This window comes from Microbispora hainanensis, assembly GCF_006874475.1.
In the GTDB taxonomy this organism is placed as follows: Bacteria; Actinomycetota; Actinomycetes; order Streptosporangiales; family Streptosporangiaceae; genus Microbispora; species Microbispora hainanensis.
The window spans coordinates 1-14924 of the sequence record NZ_VIRM01000001.1; the positions used below are offsets into that span (position 1 = coordinate 1).

Sequence of the window (14924 nt, forward strand, 5' to 3'; positions counted from 1 at the left end):
CCACCCACGCGCTCACCCACGCCCACCCCCTCGCCCACTCCCACCCCCACGCGCTCACCCTCGCCGTCGCCCACGCCGTCGCCCACCGGCGGGAAGCCCACAGTGGCCGCCGACGGAACCGGCATATACCGGACCGTGCAGGCGGCGATCGACGCCGTGGCCTCGGGCAACTACAGCCGGAAAGTGATCACGATCAAGCCGGGCACCTACCGGGAGATCGTCACGATCCCGGCCAACAAGCCGTACATCACGCTGGAGGGCCTCGGCTCGTCGCCCGGGGACGTCGTGATCGTCAACAATCACTACGCCGGAGGGAACGGCGGCACCTTCAACAGCGCCACCGCGTTCGTGAACGGCCACGACTCCGCCCTCACCAACCTGACGATCTCCAACGACTACGCCGAGAACGGCACCACCGTCGACCAGCAGGCCGTCGCGCTGAACCTCAACGCCGACCGGGCGGTCCTGTCGAACGTCCGCCTGCTGGGCGACCAGGACACCTTCCTGATCAACGACTCCGCCCGCACCTACGTCAAGAGCTCCTACATCGAGGGCACCGTCGACTTCATCTTCGGCGGCGGCACCGCGGTTCTCGACGACTGTGACATCTACGAGAAGCGCAGCACCGGCGCCCCCGTCACCGCCGCCAGGACCGCCGCCGGCAAGACCTACGGCTTCCTCATCTACAAGTCCCACATCACCGGCGCGACCGGAAACACCACCCAGCTCGGCCGCCCGTGGGGGCCCGACGCCCAGGTCCTCTACCGGGAGTCGACGCTCAGCTCGACCATCAAGACCTCGCAGCCCTGGACCGACATGTCCGGCAACTCGTGGAAGAACGCCCGCTTCTTCGAATACCGGAACACCGGCGCCGGCGCCACGGTGAACTCCAACCGACCGCAGATGAGCGACTCCCAGGCGGCCGGCTACACCCCGCAGAAGTACCTGGCCGGATCAGACGGCTGGAACCCGATCGGCTGAGCGCATTCGCTTCGCCCGCCGTCCGGGACCGCCGGATGACGACGACGTCGAGCGCTACGAGTCGGGTGTGCGCAGGTGACGGGTGTCCACCCGGTGTCCCGCCTCCTCCAAAACGGTGACGGCTTCCTTGACCCTCGGCTCGGGCACGAGGACCAGGTCGGCGTGGAACGTCGAGGCGACGAACACCGGGATGGCCGCCTCGGCCAGCGGGCCCACGACCGCCGCCAGCATGCCCGGGACGTCGAGCGCGTGTCCGGTGCCCCCGCCGTACAGGCCGATCCACCGCTCACCGGACCCCGTCGGCCAGGCCTCGCGGACCACGGTGAGGCCCTCCGGGGCGCGCACGAGCGCGATCCAGTCGTCGTCTTCGGGGAACGTCGCCTGCGGAAGGTGCTGGACGGCGAACGCGGACGGCACGATGCCGAGCTTCTGGGCGGCGGGTGAGGTCATGACACGTGTGTAGCAGAGCCCCCCGACAAGACACCCCGACAAGACAACCCGACAAGAAGCCCGTGACACCGGCGCCTAGACCTGGGCCCACTCGGTGATGGGGGCGACCAGCAGCGGCCCGTCGAAGGAGCGCGGGGTGAGCGTCACCCCGGTGATCGTGGCGGCGAGCGCGAACGCCTTCGGCAGCGCGTCGTCCCAGCGCGTGTCCCAGGCCGCCTTGCCCGTCGTGGCGGCCAGCGGCAGCCCGGCTCTGCGCATCGGCTCCTTCAGCCGATCGGGGTCGCTGCCCCAGCGGTTGACCGACGCGTGCGGCGTGAAGGCGGTGACGATCTCCCCGTCTACGGCGTAGAGGAAGGCGTGCTCGCCGTAGTCGTGGCGTCCGACGGCCACGGCCTCGCACTCCTGGGCGAGGCGCGCCAGGTTGTCGCCCAGCGCGGTGTGCCAGCCACACGGCTCGATTGCAACGCTCCATTCGGCGATGTGGGTGATGCCGACATATCCGCCACCGTCGCCGCCGTCGGTCTCCTCGATGAACTCCGCGACCTCGTCGTGGAGTTCATCGAGGGTCATCGAGCGGACCGCCGCCCCGGAGGGCTCGAAACGGGCCGCGACGTCGGCGGGCTCCACGCCATGGAAGAACGACACGCTGAAGACGTCACCCAGCGGGTTGTGCACGTTGTCCGTCGCGGGGGCCGTCAGCCACCGGAAGGGGGCGAGACGATCGGGCACCTGGGCTCCCTTGGTCGTTTCGCGACATCGTGGCAGTCGCCGCCGACAAAAACCGGAGGCCGAGACCATTCGTCGCGTTTCTGTCATCCGGCAGCGGGACGCCGCCGACGTCAGGAGGATCGCGACGCGCTCCTGCAAGAGGCTTGGATCTTGCTTGACCCGCGCTCTTACGGCACGACGGTCGTGGAGACGAGCCGGTCGCGGGCGAAGCACAGGCGGTAGGCGCGGGCCGAATCGGTCGTCATCGTGTAGTAGACGCAGTCCTGGCCCGCCGGCGGAGCGGGAGCGCCGTCGGGCGCGCCGTCCCTGGTGAACACGGGAAGCCGCGACCGCAGGTCGTCGCGCGGCTCACCCGCCTTCAGCCCCTCGTACGCCGCCGGGTCGAGGACGGAGAACGACGAGCTGACGAAGCTCAGGGGGATCAGGAGCGCGAAGATCCCGGTCAGCACGGCCACGGGAATCCCGACCGCCTGCGCCAGCCGCAGCCGCACCCGCCGCCGCGCGAGGTCCAGCTCCCGGGCCGCCGTGGTCTCGCGCACGCCGAGGCCGGCCGCGGTGGGCGCCTGCTCGTGCGCCGCCCGGCTGCCGGTGACGGGCAGCTCGGCGGCGACCTCGAAACCCCCGCCGGGAGCCGGGCCGGCCCGCAGGACGCCGCCCGCCAGCCGCACCCGTTCCGCCAGGCCGACGAGCCCGGAACCACACGAGGCCACGCCCGTCGGGGCCGCCGCCGGAGCGGGGTCGTTGACCACTTCGAGGGTGACGACGCCGTCATCGAACCCGACCCGGACGCGTACGGTCGCGCCGGGGGCGTGTTTGGCGGCGTTCGTCAGGGCCTCCTGGAGCACGCGGCGTACGGCGAGCGCGGTCATCGGGGGCAGTCCGTCGATGACGCCGGCGTCGTGTGCCGCATGCTCGACGACGATCGGCACGCCGGAGTCGCGGGCGCGCTCGACGATCGTTTCGACGCTCTCCTCGCGTGGGGGTGCGCCGTCTTCGTCGTCCGCGCGCAGCACGCCGATGATCTCGCGGAGCCGCTCGGTCGAGGCGGCGGCGGCCTCACGCAGCTCGCGTACGGCCGCCTGCTGCCGCGGGTCGAGACCGGGGTCGAGCTCCAGGGCGCCGGCGCGCACCGCGAGGAGCGTCAGGTCGTGACCGAGCGAGTCGTGCATGTCGCCCGCGATGCGCGCCCTTTCCCGCAGGCGGGCCCGGTCGGCGACGGCCCGCTGCTCGCGTTCGAGCCGGTCGGCGAGCAGCCAGCCCGTACGGACCAGCTCGGCGTGCTGGCGTCGCCAGCGGCCCAGCAGCCAGGGCACCACGACCGCGAGCAGCAGCGTGACGAGCTGCGTCGGCCACCCCCACAGGTCGCGCAGGATGAGCCCGGACAACGGCAGTCCGGCGAGGGCGACGGCCGAGAAGAACCACAGCGCCGGACGGGCGCTCGCCATCCGGTGCCCGGCCAGGTAGCCGAAGACCACCAGCGCCGCCCACGTCCAGGACAGGGGGCCGAACATCTGCACGTCCAGGGCCAGGCTCACCGCGACCGGGATGGCGAGCGCCGCCAGCGGCCACCGACGGCTCACCGCCGTGGCGGCCCCGAACAGGGGCACGGCCACGGCCGCCACGGCCATCCCCCGGGCGTCGCGGTCGTCGAGGGCCAGCGCGACGGGCGGCGCGCACACTGCCACCCACACCGCGAGCCACACTGCGAGCCACACCGCCGGTCGCAGCGCCGGTCGCGGCCCGAGGTCGAGCAGACGGGACGGCCGCGCCACCTCACGCCCTCCGGTCGAGCGGGCTCTCGGGCACGAGACCCGCCTCGTACGCCAGGATCGCGGCCTGGACGCGGTTGCGGAGGCCGAGACGGGTGAGGATCTGGCTGACGTACCCCTTGACCGTGCCCTCGACGAGATGAAGGCGCCGGGCGATCTCGGCGTTGGACAGGGCGGCCCCGACCAGCGCGAGCACCTCGCGCTCGCGGTCGCCGAGCCCGTCCACGAGGGCGCGGGCGGCGGACTCCGTGCCGAGCGGGCGTTCCCGGAGGCGGGTGATGACCCGCCGCGTGACGGCGGGGGAGAGGTAGGCGCCACCTGCGGCGACGGCGCGGACCCCCGCGATCAGTTCGCGTGGGTCGCCCGACTTGAGGAGGAAACCGGACGCGCCGGAGCCGAGCGCGCTCGTCACGTAGTCGTCCTCGTTGAACGTCGTGAGCATCACGACGGCGACCTCGGGGAGGACCCGGCGCAGCTCCGCGGCGGCCCTGAGCCCGTCGAGCCGCGGCATCCGGATGTCGAGCAGGCAGATGGCGGGACGGTGCCGCAGGGCGAGCTCGACGGCCTCGTGCCCGTCGGCCGCCTCGGCGACGACCTCGATGTCCCCGGCCGTGGCCAGGATGCTCGCGATGCCGGCGCGGATCATCGCCTCGTCGTCCGCCAGCAGGACGCGGATCATCACTTTTCCCCTGCAATCCGGCCTATCGCGCTGTGTGGACTGATTGGTGTATTTCGCTCGCCCATGCGGGGACGCTACCAACGGTCCGTCGCCCGAGCCGTACGGCCTGGACGAGGCGGGCGGTGTGGACGAGGCGGGCGGCCACGACGGCGACGGCGGCCAGGCCCCCGGTGGCGGCCCAGATGTACAGCGCGAGCCAGACATAGGCGAGCTGGTCCAGCGTGCCCACCCGGTTGAGCAGCAGCCCGGCCAGCTCCGCCAGCCCGAGGAAGAACGCGACCGGCAGCGCGTAGGGGACCAGCCGCGCGACCGTCCGCCAGGCGCGCCGCCGCGCGCGACGGGCGGCCCAGCGACGGGAGCGCAGCACCCCGGTCAGGCCGAGGGCCAGGTTGAGCAGCGACAGACCGCCCAGCCAGGGGTCCGCCTGCGTGGTGAACGGCACGGCGTGCGCGTCGGGCCGTCCCTCGATCATGTCGACCAGGCCGTCGCTGATGATCAGCGCGTCGTCGCCGGAGATCATCCCGGTATTGGTGACGACCGCGATGCCCCACCCGCTCGCGGGCAGGAGGGTCTGCGCCGAGTTGTGCGTGAGCAGCCAGCCGGTGTGCCGCAGCATCGGCGCCCCTCCGGCCGTCCGCTCGGCCGACCACCCCATGCCGTACGCGCTGCCGCCCGCACCGGACGGGGTCTGGGTGGCTGTGACGAGGTCCCGGGGAAGGGCGTCACCGTGGCCGTTCTGTGTGATCAGCCATCTGCCCAGGTCGTGGGCGGTGCTGACGACCCCGTAGGAGCCGTTGACGAACCACTTCGGATGCGCGCGCTCGATCAGCCGGCCGTACGCGCGGATGTATCCGGCGCCCGCGCCGGGCAGTTCCTCCGTGGTGTCCACCGTCCGCGTGGACGTCATGCCGAGCGGCCTGAACACCGTGGCGGCCATGAAGTCGGCGAAGGGCCTCCCCGACACCACCTCGGCCAGCCGCGCCGCGACCGCGTAGTTGGGGTTGTGATAGATCATCCGGGTGCCCGGCGCGGCGGCGAGCGGCGCGGTTCCGAGCATCGCGACGGCGTCCTTGAGGTCGTCCGGTGCGGGGAGCGTCAGCTCGGGGAAGGTCCGGTCGCTCATGCCCGAGGTCTGCTGGAGAAGCTGCCGCACGGTGATCTTTTCGGCCCGGGGATCGGCCATGGTGAACTCGGGCAGATAACGCCGCGCCGGCGCGTCGAGGTCGATCCTGCCCTGGCCGGCGAGGCGCAGCACCGCCAGGGCGGTGAACGACTTCGACAGCGAGGCGAGCGGCACGGGGGTGTCCGCGGTGATCGCCTCGCCGCCGGCCGTGTGACCGAGCCCGGCGGCGTACACGACCGTGTCGTCCTTGACGACCGTCACCACGGCGCCGGGCAGGTCCGTACGCCGCATGTAGTCGCGTACGTATCGGTCGACGGACTCCGCGGTCAGGCCGGGCCGCCCGTCCGGGGAGGGCGCCTGCGTCGTAGCCGCCACCGCCCCTGAACCTGTTATAAGCAGTCCCGTCGTGAGCAGCACACCGGCCAGGCCGATGGTCGCCGCGATCCCGCGCATGCGCACCGTGTTTCCCCTCCGAGCTCTTTTCGGGCTCTTTCCGTTCGCAGGTCATGAACGGTAGGAGCGGCCGGAGGGGCGGCACATCGGGCGATCGGGAGGTCCTCACCTGACTTTCGTCAGGTCGCCGGCTTCGGTGGGTCAGCGGCGTCCGAACCACCGGAGGAAGGAGCGTCCCCGGCGCTTCTCGGGCGCGGGGGCGGGCTTCTTCTCGGCGACCGGATGAAGGGCGCGCCACTCGGCGGCGACCTCGTCCGCGTCGATGAGCGGCTGCACGACGGGCGGACCGGACAGGGGCTTGCGGTAGCTGTCGCGGATCTTGTCGTTCATCTCCTCGACGATCCTGCGCGCCTCGGCCTCGGTGCGCGCGCCCAGCGCCTCCGCCCTCGCCTCCTCGGCCTCCTTGCGCAGCGCCAATGTCCCCGGCAGCGGGAACGACAGGTTCTCCGCCTGCATCTTCTGCTTGATCCACCACATGTCGTCGTGGGGCTTGCCCTGACCGGGGATGGGCTTGCCTGCGCCCGGCAGGTCGTCGAACTCGCCACGCTCGGTGGCCTCGCGAATCTGCCGGTCGATCCACGACTCGAAGCTCACTCCGAGGGGCTTGCGTTCGGTCACGGCCTCACCTCGCAATCCTCTTGCGAGGATAACTTCCGGTGTGGACGGCCCGGGGGCAGGGGTCAGGGCACCCCGGATCAACGCCGCAGCAGGTCGATCACCCCGGTGGTGCCCTCGTCGCCGTGGCCGTCCGCGAGCCGCCGCGCCATGAGAGCCATGAACGGCGTGAGCAGTTCGGGACTGACCTTCTGCTCCTCGGCCGTACGCAGCAGGGTCGCGTTGCCCCTGACCATCATCGCGAGGTTGGACGTGACGTCCCTCGTGTAGTCGCCGCTCTCCAGGTGCTCGGCCACCCCGTACGCGTACGGGACCATCGCCTGCAGCCAGCCCACGACGAGGTCGGCGAACGCCTTTGGGGGGATCTCGTCCCGCACGAGCGCGAAGGCGTGCGTCACCCCCGCGAACATGCCCGTCATCGCGCTGAGCAGCGCCACGTCGTGGAGAGCGGCGAGCCCGGGGTCCTCACCGGTGTAGACGGTGGCGGCGGGTGCGGCCAGCGTGTCCGCGTGGGCCTCGAACACCGCCCGGGAGCCGCTGTAGAAGACGTACGCCCCGGAGCCCGGCACCCCGATCATGGGCGGGACCGCCATGATGCCGCCGTCCAGGAACCGGGCGCCGCGCCCCTGCGCCCAACGGGCTCGGGCGCGGGCCTCCTCCGGGGTGCCGGTGGTGAGGTCGACGAGGTCCTTGCCGGACAGGTCGGCGTCGGCGAGGGCGTCGTCCACCGAGGCGTGGTCGAGCAGGCAGACGACCACCAGGTCGCTCGCGGCCACGGCCCCGGCGGCGGTCGCGGCGACGCGGGCGCAGTCCATGGCCTCGGCCTTCCCCGGGGTGCGGTTCCAGACGGTCACGGGGTGCCCGGCGGCGAGCCAGGCACGGGCGAGCGCTCCGCCCATCGCTCCCAGCCCGAGAAGGGACAATGAAGGCTTTTCAGCGTTGTGAGTCATGCCGATTAGGCTGGTCACGAGCCCCGGGAGGATCAAGTACGCACTTTGAAGTGGGTGCTTACCCCGGGGTGAGCAAGCAGCCAGGAGGGGATGGGCAATGCGGGCCGCGCGGCGTCCGATAGCGTCCGAATGCGGGCTCGACGCGGCGATGGAGGTGATCGGCGGCAAGTGGAAGAGCTCGATCCTCTGGGCCCTTAACGAACGCCGATGCCGTTTCGGTGAGCTGCGCAGGATGCTCCCGGGCGTGACCGAGAAGGTGCTCGCCTCGCACCTGCGCGAGATGGAGGCCGACGGCATCGTGTGCCGCGAGGTGTTCGACGAGGTGCCGCCGCACGTCGAATACTCGCTGACCCCGCTCGGCGTCGCGCTGAACGAGGCGCTGGCGGCGCTCGGCGCGTGGGGCCGGGACCACCTCCTCGGCGGCCGCGACGGTCACTGACCCCCGCTCCGGCGACGGCGCGCGGGCACGTCCGACTCGGCGGGCACCCCGGACGTGCGCCGCTCCCTCGCAGCCGGTGACGATCGTGGACGGCCGGCCGGCGGTCCGGGTTTCACGGGATGACCTCGTGGCCCGGCTGCCCGGGTGTGCGCCGCTGCTGCTTCAGCTCGGCCTCATAGAGGTGACGGCGGCCTCCGGCAAGTTCGTTGCGGGCCTGGCGTTCCAGCTCCTGGAAGGTCGCGTAGTAGCCGTCGTCGTACTCCTCCACGATCTGGAAGGTCCAGCGGCCCTGGATGACGTTGCGGCCGATCAGCTCGCGTTCGATCCGGTCGGCCCACTTGTCGTGCCCGGCCTGCCGCAGCAGCCGTACGGCGTTGTCCAGCTCGAAGTCCGCCGTGCCGGTGAGCTGGTGGAAGGAGTAGAGGTGGCCCCTGACCCGGTGGATCGTCTCCAGGGCCTTGCTGAGCCTGCCCAGCGCGTCGACCGTGACGTCGTCCAGCCCTTCGGGGCGGCGGTGGCAGGGATCGGGCAGGCCGGCGGGTTCCTCAGGTTCGGTCATCATGTCCCACCGCTACCCCTCGCGACGACGCCTCTATCCGTCTGAGCAGCCGTGAGACGCTCAACCGGCGGGCGTCCCCGAGGCGGACGGCTCGGCGGACGAGCGGATCGAGGCCAGCGCGCGGTTCAGGTCCCGTGACGACAGCACGAGCTTGTACATGATGAGGGCCTCGAAGAGCAGCAGCAGGGCGGCCGCGCCGATCGTGACCGGGACGACCGCGCCGAGCAGCGGGCCGACGATGAACACCGCCATCTGGAACTCGATGCCGCTGACCAGGTGGGTGCGGATCCGGTGCTCGCGCAGCCACTCGCGCATGCCGGGATACCAGGAGAAGCGGCTGCGGAACTCCTGCTGCAGGTCCACGGCCTGCGTCAGGCGGACCCTGATCTCGTCGGGGTCGCCGTCGAGGTCGTCGTTCAGCAGGGACGCCGGCAGCGCGGCCCCACCTTCGGACGCCGACTCCTCGTAGGCGAGCCGTAGCGTGCGCCGCATCTGGCGCCGGACCTTCGCGATCTGCAGGGCGTCGACGTAGCGCAGCATGTCGAGGAACACCACGGCGATGCCGAGGAGCAGGTAGACGTCCTGACCGGTCGCGCGGTATTGCCCCCACATGAGCGCGGCGGTGCAGGCCAGCACCCGGATCCGGTCGAAGACGTAGTCGAGCCAGCCGCCCAGGACGGTCCCCGTCCCCTTGAGCCGCGCGATCTTCCCGTCCATGCAGTCGAGGACGAAGCTCACGTGATAGATGGCGGCCCCGGCCACCAGCCACCGCCACTCGGCCTGCAGGAAGCACCAGGCCGAGCCCAGGCCGAGCACGAAGGCGCCCCAGGTGATCTGGTTGGGGGTGATGGACGTGCGGTTGGCCGTCGTCACCACCAGCCGGCCCGCCAGGGGATCCACCAGGAAAACGGTCCACCAGGCGTCGCGCGCCTTATATGTCCGAGAGCGTACGTCGTGAAGCGTGAACGTCATTTGGGGGCTTTCTAGATTATGGGGGGATTTCGGGGAGAACGTCAGAAGTCGTCGTCCAAATCGTCCATTTCGTCCGCATAGTCGTCCGGGTCGAGCGCGTGCGCGTCGTCGCCCAGGTGCAGGTCGTCCTCGTCGAGCAGTGCCACCATTTGCTGGAGAAGCATCTTAAACATGATTTTGCCCTTTGACCGGCGTTTGTTTCGCTACCGCTCATCAAAGCATCACCCGACATCACTCGCTGACGTTTTCCACAGGCCCTCCGGGTGGCGCGAATTACCCGAAAAGCCGAATTTCCCTTTTTGGTATCCCCGTGTTTCTTCCCCGCGCGACGACGGGATGGCGCGGGGCCGAGGCGGGGCGGCTCAGGCGACGGCGCGGGCGAGATCGGAGAGCCACCGCTCGTGGTTGGCCCGGAGCATGGGCTCCCGGTAGAAGAGCGGCAGCAGTGGGCCGGCGAGCGACTCTTCCATGGTGACCCTCGTGCGCCCGCCCTCCAGGGGTTCCAGGACGTGCCGGTCGACGGCCCGGTAGCAGCCGAGGAACGTGCCCGTCCAGGTGAGCTCCCGCCGGGGTTCGACCACGGCGAACCGCGACCGCAGCGGCACGCCGTTCAGGCGCCACCGGAAGGACGCGCCGGGACGCACGTCGCCGAGTTCGACGATCCGGATGCCCGAGACCCACGACGGCCACGTCCACAGGTCGGCCATGACCGCCCAGACCCGGTCCACGGGTGCGTCCATCACAAGGCGGGACGAGGAGGTGAGCTGGGCGTCGGGATCGACGCGCCCCCGCGCGGCGTACTCCTCGTGCAGCACGGCCAGGGACGGACCCGAATAGAGCAGCGACATGGACGACTCCTTGAGACTAGTGCTCATTAACAAGAGCGATGCTCTCTCATGTGCAAGAGACATGTCAAGAGCAGTGCTCTCGGAGTCGTGAAATGCCGTGGACGCGGCCGTCTCCGGCTGCCTAGGGTGCGGGCCATGACGGACAGCTCCGGTATGGGCCGGTGCGACTGCGGCGCGACCCCCGGTCCGCTGGGCGAGTGCGCGGACTACTACCACGCGATCCTGGCCGAGGAACAGGCCGATCCCGAGATGTTCAGGTGGCACACCGTCGTGGTCTGCGCCTATCTCCTGCAACACCCGGCCAGGGGCCACGAGAAGCACCTCGACGGTCAGTTCCGCCTGCTGCAGCTCTGTTTGGACAAGGGCCTCGAGGCGTTGCTCCGCGTCGCGGCGAATCAGGTGGCGCGCAACAGGCGCGGATCGCGGTCGGGCTACGACATGGCCCCGCTGGAGGCGTACGCGCCGCTGCCGCGGGGTGTGTCCCCCGGGCCCTTCCGTGCGAGCTTCTGCAGGTTGCCGTTCAGGGACGGCAGCCTCGTTTTCGACGGATATCCGGCGTACGGCAGCCGCATCGTGGGCATCGCCGCAGCGACCGTGGAGTCCTGGAGCGTCCTCACGATCTGATGCGGGCAGGGGCTCGCCGAGCTCGCCGTCTCGGCCGACGTGCTCTTCGCGACCCAGGACGAGCTCATGCTCGTGGAGCCCGCGCTCGCGTGCAGGCCCCAACTGGTCGTGACCCGGGGCGCCAAGGGAGGCGGCGCCACCGTCGAGGGCCTGCGCTACCACACGTAGGCCGCCCCCCCTCCGTCGACCCCTCCGAGGTCGGCGGCGCGTTCGTCGCGGGCTATCTCAGCGCGATCCTGGACGCCCTGCACCCGGCGGACCGCCTCAAGCGGGGCATCTCGGTGGCCGCCTTCGCGTTCGCCTCCGTGGTCGCCTTCGCGTTCGCCCTCGCGTTCGCCCTCGCGTTCGCCCTCGCGTTCGCCTTCGTGGTCGCCTTCGTGGTCGTCCGCCACAGTTCCTGGCGGGGCCTCCCCGCACGCGGGAACTACCCCCGTGAGCAGGGCGGTCCCCCCAATCTGTGATCCCAAGAGATTCCTATTTGATCTTGCACTAGCTCCGGAGAGACGAAAGAATTGATACAAGTTTTCGAATCTCTTGATGGAGGTGTGATGGATCTGTTCGACATTGATCCTGAGCGCCTTCGTCATTCGAACGATGGCGACGGTGAGTGGTGGGACCGTCTGATCGCCAATTCCCCGCTGTGGTCGTCCGACGGCTCATCCGCCCGCCAGCCCTTCCCGATCATCGGCTCCGAGCCGCCGCAGCATGCGAGCCAGAGTGGGAGCACCTCCGCCGGCACATCCCTCGGCGATGGTGTGCCCGATAGCGGGAGCACGGCCGGCCCAGGCGCGGATACCGCTGGCAGGCTCGCCGACGGCGCAGAGGCCGACAGTGCGGATGCCGCGCTTGGAGATGCCGCAGGCGTGGACGGCGCTGGCGCGGATGCCGCCCGTGGGAATGCTGATGGTGCGGACGCCGCTGGCGCGGATGGCTCTGGCGTGGGTGCCTCCGATGCGGGTGGCTGTGGTCGCGGCCGTGCGCGGTCGTCGTGGGTGCTGGTGGGGTGTGTTCGTGAGGTGGCGCAGGAGCTGGCGCTGGCGCCGCTTCCCGACGACGTGGACGTCTGTCTGGCTGAGGCGGAGGAGTTGCTGTTCGCGCGGGATCGGATCACGTGTGCGCTGGCCGACCGGGTGGGGCGGGTGCATCGTGCAGGGCAGGCCAAGCAGCATGGGCATGCCTCCACCCGGTCCTGGCTGCGTACCGCCGCCGGGATGACGGTGGGTGGTGCGGGCCGCCTGCTGATGCTGGGCGCGGAGCTGCCGCGCCTACCGGTGGTGCGGGAGAAGTTCGCCGTGGGTGAGTTGGCGGCGGGGGTGGTGGAGGCCATCTGCGCCGCTGTCGCCGGGCTGACCGATGAGCAGGCCGGGTTGGCGGAGCCGATCCTGGTGGAGCTGGCGGGCAAGGCCGGGGCGGCGGAGGTGGCCAAGGCCGGCCGCCATTTGCGGGCGGTGCTCGACCCCGACGGCGAAGAACGCGATGAGCAGGCCGATTACGGGCGGCGCTTCCTGCGGGTCCGGCCCGGTAAGGGCGGCGGCGTGGAGGGGGAGTTCTACATTCCCCGTGAGCCCGGCGCCCGCCTGATGACCTTGTTGCAGGAGTACGCCAAGAAGAAGGCCGAGGGTGATGACCGCACGCTGACGGAGCGCCAGGCGGACGCGCTCATCGCCGCGCTGGAGCAGCAGATCGTCACCGAACTCCTCGTCGTGGTCAGCGCCGAATCCCTCCCCACCGACCCCGAAGACACCGACCCCACCGACTACTCCGAAGACACACGGGATGCCGGGGGCTTCGAGGAAGGCCAGGACCACACGCGCGACTCTGCTCCGGGCGAGGCCAATGACACCAGCGACGCTGCTCCCGGCGAGGCTGACCACCTCGACACTGCCGAGGCAGATGCCGGTGCGGGCAGCGATGCCGATGCCGACGGAGCTGTAGACGTCGGTGGTGGGAGCGCCGAGGGCGTCTGCGATATCGCAGAGGACGACGTCAGCGGCGTCGGCACGGCCGCCGCCGACCCCGCCGCCGACCCCGCCGCCGACCCCGCCGCCGACAGCGCTGGTGATCGGGCCGAGATGGGCCACCTGGGCGACCTCAGCGACCTGGGCAGCACCGACGCCGCCACCGCCCCTGCCACCGGCTCCGGCGACGCCACGCCCGGACTTCCCGACGAGGAGTCTCGCGGCTGCGGGGTCGGTGAGCGCGGGGTCGGTGAGCGGCGGCCCGGCGAGCAGCGGCCCGGCGAGTGCGAGCCGCGCGACACCGCAAGCACCGCCTCTGCCCAGGTCGACGACGCCGGGGGCGACGAGACCATGAACACCAGCTCTGCCGAGGGCGACCACACCGCGAGCACGAGCTCTGCCGAGTGCAACGAGAGCGCCCCCGCCAAGGACGGAGACGGCGACCGTGCTGCGGCCCCGTCTGGAGCACCCCACGCCACGCGGCGCGCGTCGGCATGGCCAGCCGACGGTGGCGGGCATTCGCACACAGCCCCTTCGGACACGGCTCCTTCGGACACGGCCCTTTCGGACACAGCGTCTTCGGGCGCGACCTCTTCGCACACGGCGTCTTCGGGCGCGACCTCTTCGCACACGGCGTCTTCGGGCGCGACCTCTTCGCACACGGCCCCTTCGGCTGCACCGCCATCGCACGCAGTCCCTTCGGAGGCGGCGCTTTCGAAGGCGGGGCGGCCGGATCCTCCTCCCGAGGACGCCTCCCCACGTCACACCCACGCCGGGCCTCGGCCTGCGGGGGAGTGCCGGCATGGCCAGGGCGCGTGCCGGTGCGGCGGCGAGGCGCGCTGCTCGCGTGCGACGCAGGCACCGGGAACAGCACAGGGGGCCTCGGCAACGGCGCCCGGCGGGCCGGGACCGGAGCCGGAGACACCACCCGGGAGGGCATCGAGAACAGCACCGAGAGCCGGGCGAGGGACGCGCGGAGCGGCGCAGGGTGCGTCACCGGGAGCGGCGCAGGGTGCGTCACCGGGAGCAACTCCGGGAGCAACTCCGGGAGCGTCGGCAGGCACGCCGCCCGGGGCGTTCCCGGGGGCGGCGCTGGGGGCGTCACTGGGACCAGCGTTGGGGGCGTCGTTGGGGATGGTGCCGGGGTTGTTGCTGGCGACCGGGCAGGTGCTGCCCGTCTCCAGCGTGCACCGCCTCGCCCGCACCAGCACGTTGGTGCGGATCGTCATGAACGCCGACGGGCAGGTCCTGGACATGGGCCGCAAGGTCCGCCTGGCCACCCCCGCCCAGCGCAGGGCGGTGTTCGCCCGGTATGCCACCTGCTGGATCGACGGCTGCCCGCTTCCGGCGACCATGTGCCAGATCGACCACGCCGACAACTGGAGCAGCGGCGGCCTGACGGACCTGAAGCTGCTGGGTCCGGCGTGCCAGTTCCACAACCGCGACCGCTACCAGCACCCCGAGCGCTACACCCGCCGCAAAGAAGGCACCGACCGCTGGGCCTTCACCTACCACCGTCTCGGGAGAGCCCGGCGACTACGGGAATGAGGCGGGGAGTGAGGAGTGGCGATGCGCAGGCAGGCCCGGGCGGCTGCGGGAATGACCACCAGGGCCGAGGGCCGACGCGAGGACCGACGCGAGGACCGACGCGAGGGTCGCCGGTGCGCTGTCCGCTGGGCGCACAGTCCTTCACCCTGCGCCGCAGGGCTTCAGAGGGCAAACAGCTTCGCCCTGACCTCAGATCTCAGCCGTCGGGCGGCACTGTGAAGCGCCGT

At 71.2% G+C, this 14924-nt stretch carries 17 protein-coding genes; 6 read left to right on the plus strand and 11 right to left on the minus strand.

Annotated elements, in window-relative coordinates; all coding sequences use genetic code 11:
* Nucleotides 1-102 precede the first annotated feature (102 nt).
* Nucleotides 103-981 (plus strand): pectinesterase family protein, encoded by an 879-nt coding sequence (locus tag FLX08_RS00005; RefSeq protein ID WP_280117079.1) that lies wholly within the window; start codon nt 103-105, stop codon nt 979-981.
* A gap of 54 nt (nt 982-1035) precedes the next feature.
* Here the strand turns inward: FLX08_RS00005 and FLX08_RS00010 are convergent, their stop codons facing one another.
* The 7 genes from FLX08_RS00010 to FLX08_RS00040 form a co-directional block, all read right to left on the minus strand.
* Nucleotides 1036-1431 carry an ACT domain-containing protein gene (locus tag FLX08_RS00010; protein ID WP_142615832.1) on the minus strand — a complete coding sequence of 132 codons (396 nt, stop codon included), beginning with the start codon at nt 1429-1431 and terminating at the stop codon, nt 1036-1038.
* Between the two features lie 75 nt (nt 1432-1506).
* Complete coding sequence (locus tag FLX08_RS00015) at nt 1507-2160, minus strand: DUF6461 domain-containing protein (protein WP_142615834.1); 654 nt, start codon at nt 2158-2160, stop codon at nt 1507-1509.
* 167 nt (nt 2161-2327) lie between these two features.
* Nucleotides 2328-3932 carry a sensor histidine kinase gene (locus FLX08_RS00020; protein WP_208761190.1) on the minus strand — a complete coding sequence of 535 codons (1605 nt, stop codon included), beginning with the start codon at nt 3930-3932 and terminating at the stop codon, nt 2328-2330.
* A gap of 1 nt (nt 3933) precedes the next feature.
* Complete coding sequence (locus tag FLX08_RS00025) at nt 3934-4608, minus strand: response regulator (protein WP_142615836.1); 675 nt, start codon at nt 4606-4608, stop codon at nt 3934-3936.
* Nucleotides 4609-4630: 22 nt separating this feature from the next.
* Entirely contained in the window at nt 4631-6184 is a 1554-nt protein-coding gene (locus FLX08_RS00030; protein WP_142615838.1) for a serine hydrolase domain-containing protein, read from the minus strand.
* Nucleotides 6185-6325: 141 nt separating this feature from the next.
* Complete coding sequence (locus tag FLX08_RS00035; protein WP_142615840.1) at nt 6326-6802, minus strand: DnaJ family domain-containing protein; 477 nt, start codon at nt 6800-6802, stop codon at nt 6326-6328.
* Nucleotides 6803-6879: 77 nt separating this feature from the next.
* Entirely contained in the window at nt 6880-7749 is an 870-nt protein-coding gene (locus FLX08_RS00040) for an NAD(P)-dependent oxidoreductase (RefSeq protein ID WP_142615842.1), read from the minus strand.
* 97 nt (nt 7750-7846) lie between these two features.
* Between FLX08_RS00040 and FLX08_RS00045 the strand changes: the two genes are divergently transcribed.
* Complete coding sequence (locus FLX08_RS00045; RefSeq protein WP_142615844.1) at nt 7847-8188, plus strand: winged helix-turn-helix transcriptional regulator; 342 nt, start codon at nt 7847-7849, stop codon at nt 8186-8188.
* A 112-nt stretch (nt 8189-8300) separates the two neighbouring features.
* On the opposite strand, the gene FLX08_RS00050 is transcribed toward FLX08_RS00045, so the two are convergent.
* From FLX08_RS00050 to FLX08_RS00060, 4 genes are all read right to left on the minus strand, one after another.
* Complete coding sequence (locus FLX08_RS00050; protein WP_142615846.1) at nt 8301-8750, minus strand: hypothetical protein; 450 nt, start codon at nt 8748-8750, stop codon at nt 8301-8303.
* Between the two features lie 57 nt (nt 8751-8807).
* Nucleotides 8808-9719, minus strand: a complete 912-nt coding sequence (locus tag FLX08_RS00055; RefSeq protein ID WP_142615848.1) for a CDP-alcohol phosphatidyltransferase family protein — start codon at nt 9717-9719, stop codon at nt 8808-8810.
* Between the two features lie 41 nt (nt 9720-9760).
* Complete coding sequence (locus tag FLX08_RS42820) at nt 9761-9883, minus strand: hypothetical protein (protein ID WP_261986053.1); 123 nt, start codon at nt 9881-9883, stop codon at nt 9761-9763.
* A 198-nt stretch (nt 9884-10081) separates the two neighbouring features.
* Nucleotides 10082-10567 (minus strand): SRPBCC domain-containing protein, encoded by a 486-nt coding sequence (locus FLX08_RS00060; protein ID WP_244312155.1) that lies wholly within the window; start codon nt 10565-10567, stop codon nt 10082-10084.
* A 135-nt stretch (nt 10568-10702) separates the two neighbouring features.
* On the opposite strand from FLX08_RS00060, the gene FLX08_RS00065 reads away from it, so the two are divergent.
* From FLX08_RS00065 to FLX08_RS42830, 4 genes are all read left to right on the plus strand, one after another.
* On the plus strand, nt 10703-11191 hold the full coding sequence (locus FLX08_RS00065) for a DUF5946 family protein (protein WP_142615852.1): 489 nt from the start codon (nt 10703-10705) through the stop codon (nt 11189-11191).
* 39 nt (nt 11192-11230) lie between these two features.
* Nucleotides 11231-11359 (plus strand): hypothetical protein, encoded by a 129-nt coding sequence (locus FLX08_RS42825; protein ID WP_280117080.1) that lies wholly within the window; start codon nt 11231-11233, stop codon nt 11357-11359.
* Between the two features lie 113 nt (nt 11360-11472).
* Nucleotides 11473-11652 (plus strand): hypothetical protein, encoded by a 180-nt coding sequence (locus tag FLX08_RS40305; protein WP_167530220.1) that lies wholly within the window; start codon nt 11473-11475, stop codon nt 11650-11652.
* Between the two features lie 477 nt (nt 11653-12129).
* Nucleotides 12130-14697, plus strand: a complete 2568-nt coding sequence (locus FLX08_RS42830) for an HNH endonuclease signature motif containing protein (RefSeq protein WP_142615854.1) — start codon at nt 12130-12132, stop codon at nt 14695-14697.
* Nucleotides 14698-14924: the final 227 nt, after the last annotated feature.

Excerpts from the sequence above, each read along its gene's own strand:
- FLX08_RS00010 (WP_142615832.1), bottom strand. The coding sequence starts at position 1,431 with ATGACCTCACCCGCCGCCCAGAAGCTCGGCATCGTGCCGTCCGCGTTC.
- FLX08_RS00065 (WP_142615852.1), top strand. The coding sequence starts at position 10,703 with ATGACGGACAGCTCCGGTATGGGCCGGTGCGACTGCGGCGCGACCCCC.
- FLX08_RS00025 (WP_142615836.1), bottom strand. The coding sequence starts at position 4,608 with ATGATCCGCGTCCTGCTGGCGGACGACGAGGCGATGATCCGCGCCGGC.
- FLX08_RS42820 (WP_261986053.1), bottom strand. The coding sequence starts at position 9,883 with ATGCTTCTCCAGCAAATGGTGGCACTGCTCGACGAGGACGACCTGCAC.
- FLX08_RS00055 (WP_142615848.1), bottom strand. The coding sequence starts at position 9,719 with ATGACGTTCACGCTTCACGACGTACGCTCTCGGACATATAAGGCGCGC.
- FLX08_RS00050 (WP_142615846.1), bottom strand. The coding sequence starts at position 8,750 with ATGATGACCGAACCTGAGGAACCCGCCGGCCTGCCCGATCCCTGCCAC.
- FLX08_RS00060 (WP_244312155.1), bottom strand. The coding sequence starts at position 10,567 with ATGTCGCTGCTCTATTCGGGTCCGTCCCTGGCCGTGCTGCACGAGGAG.
- FLX08_RS00045 (WP_142615844.1), top strand. The coding sequence starts at position 7,847 with ATGCGGGCCGCGCGGCGTCCGATAGCGTCCGAATGCGGGCTCGACGCG.
- FLX08_RS00030 (WP_142615838.1), bottom strand. The coding sequence starts at position 6,184 with ATGCGCGGGATCGCGGCGACCATCGGCCTGGCCGGTGTGCTGCTCACG.
- FLX08_RS00040 (WP_142615842.1), bottom strand. The coding sequence starts at position 7,749 with ATGACTCACAACGCTGAAAAGCCTTCATTGTCCCTTCTCGGGCTGGGA.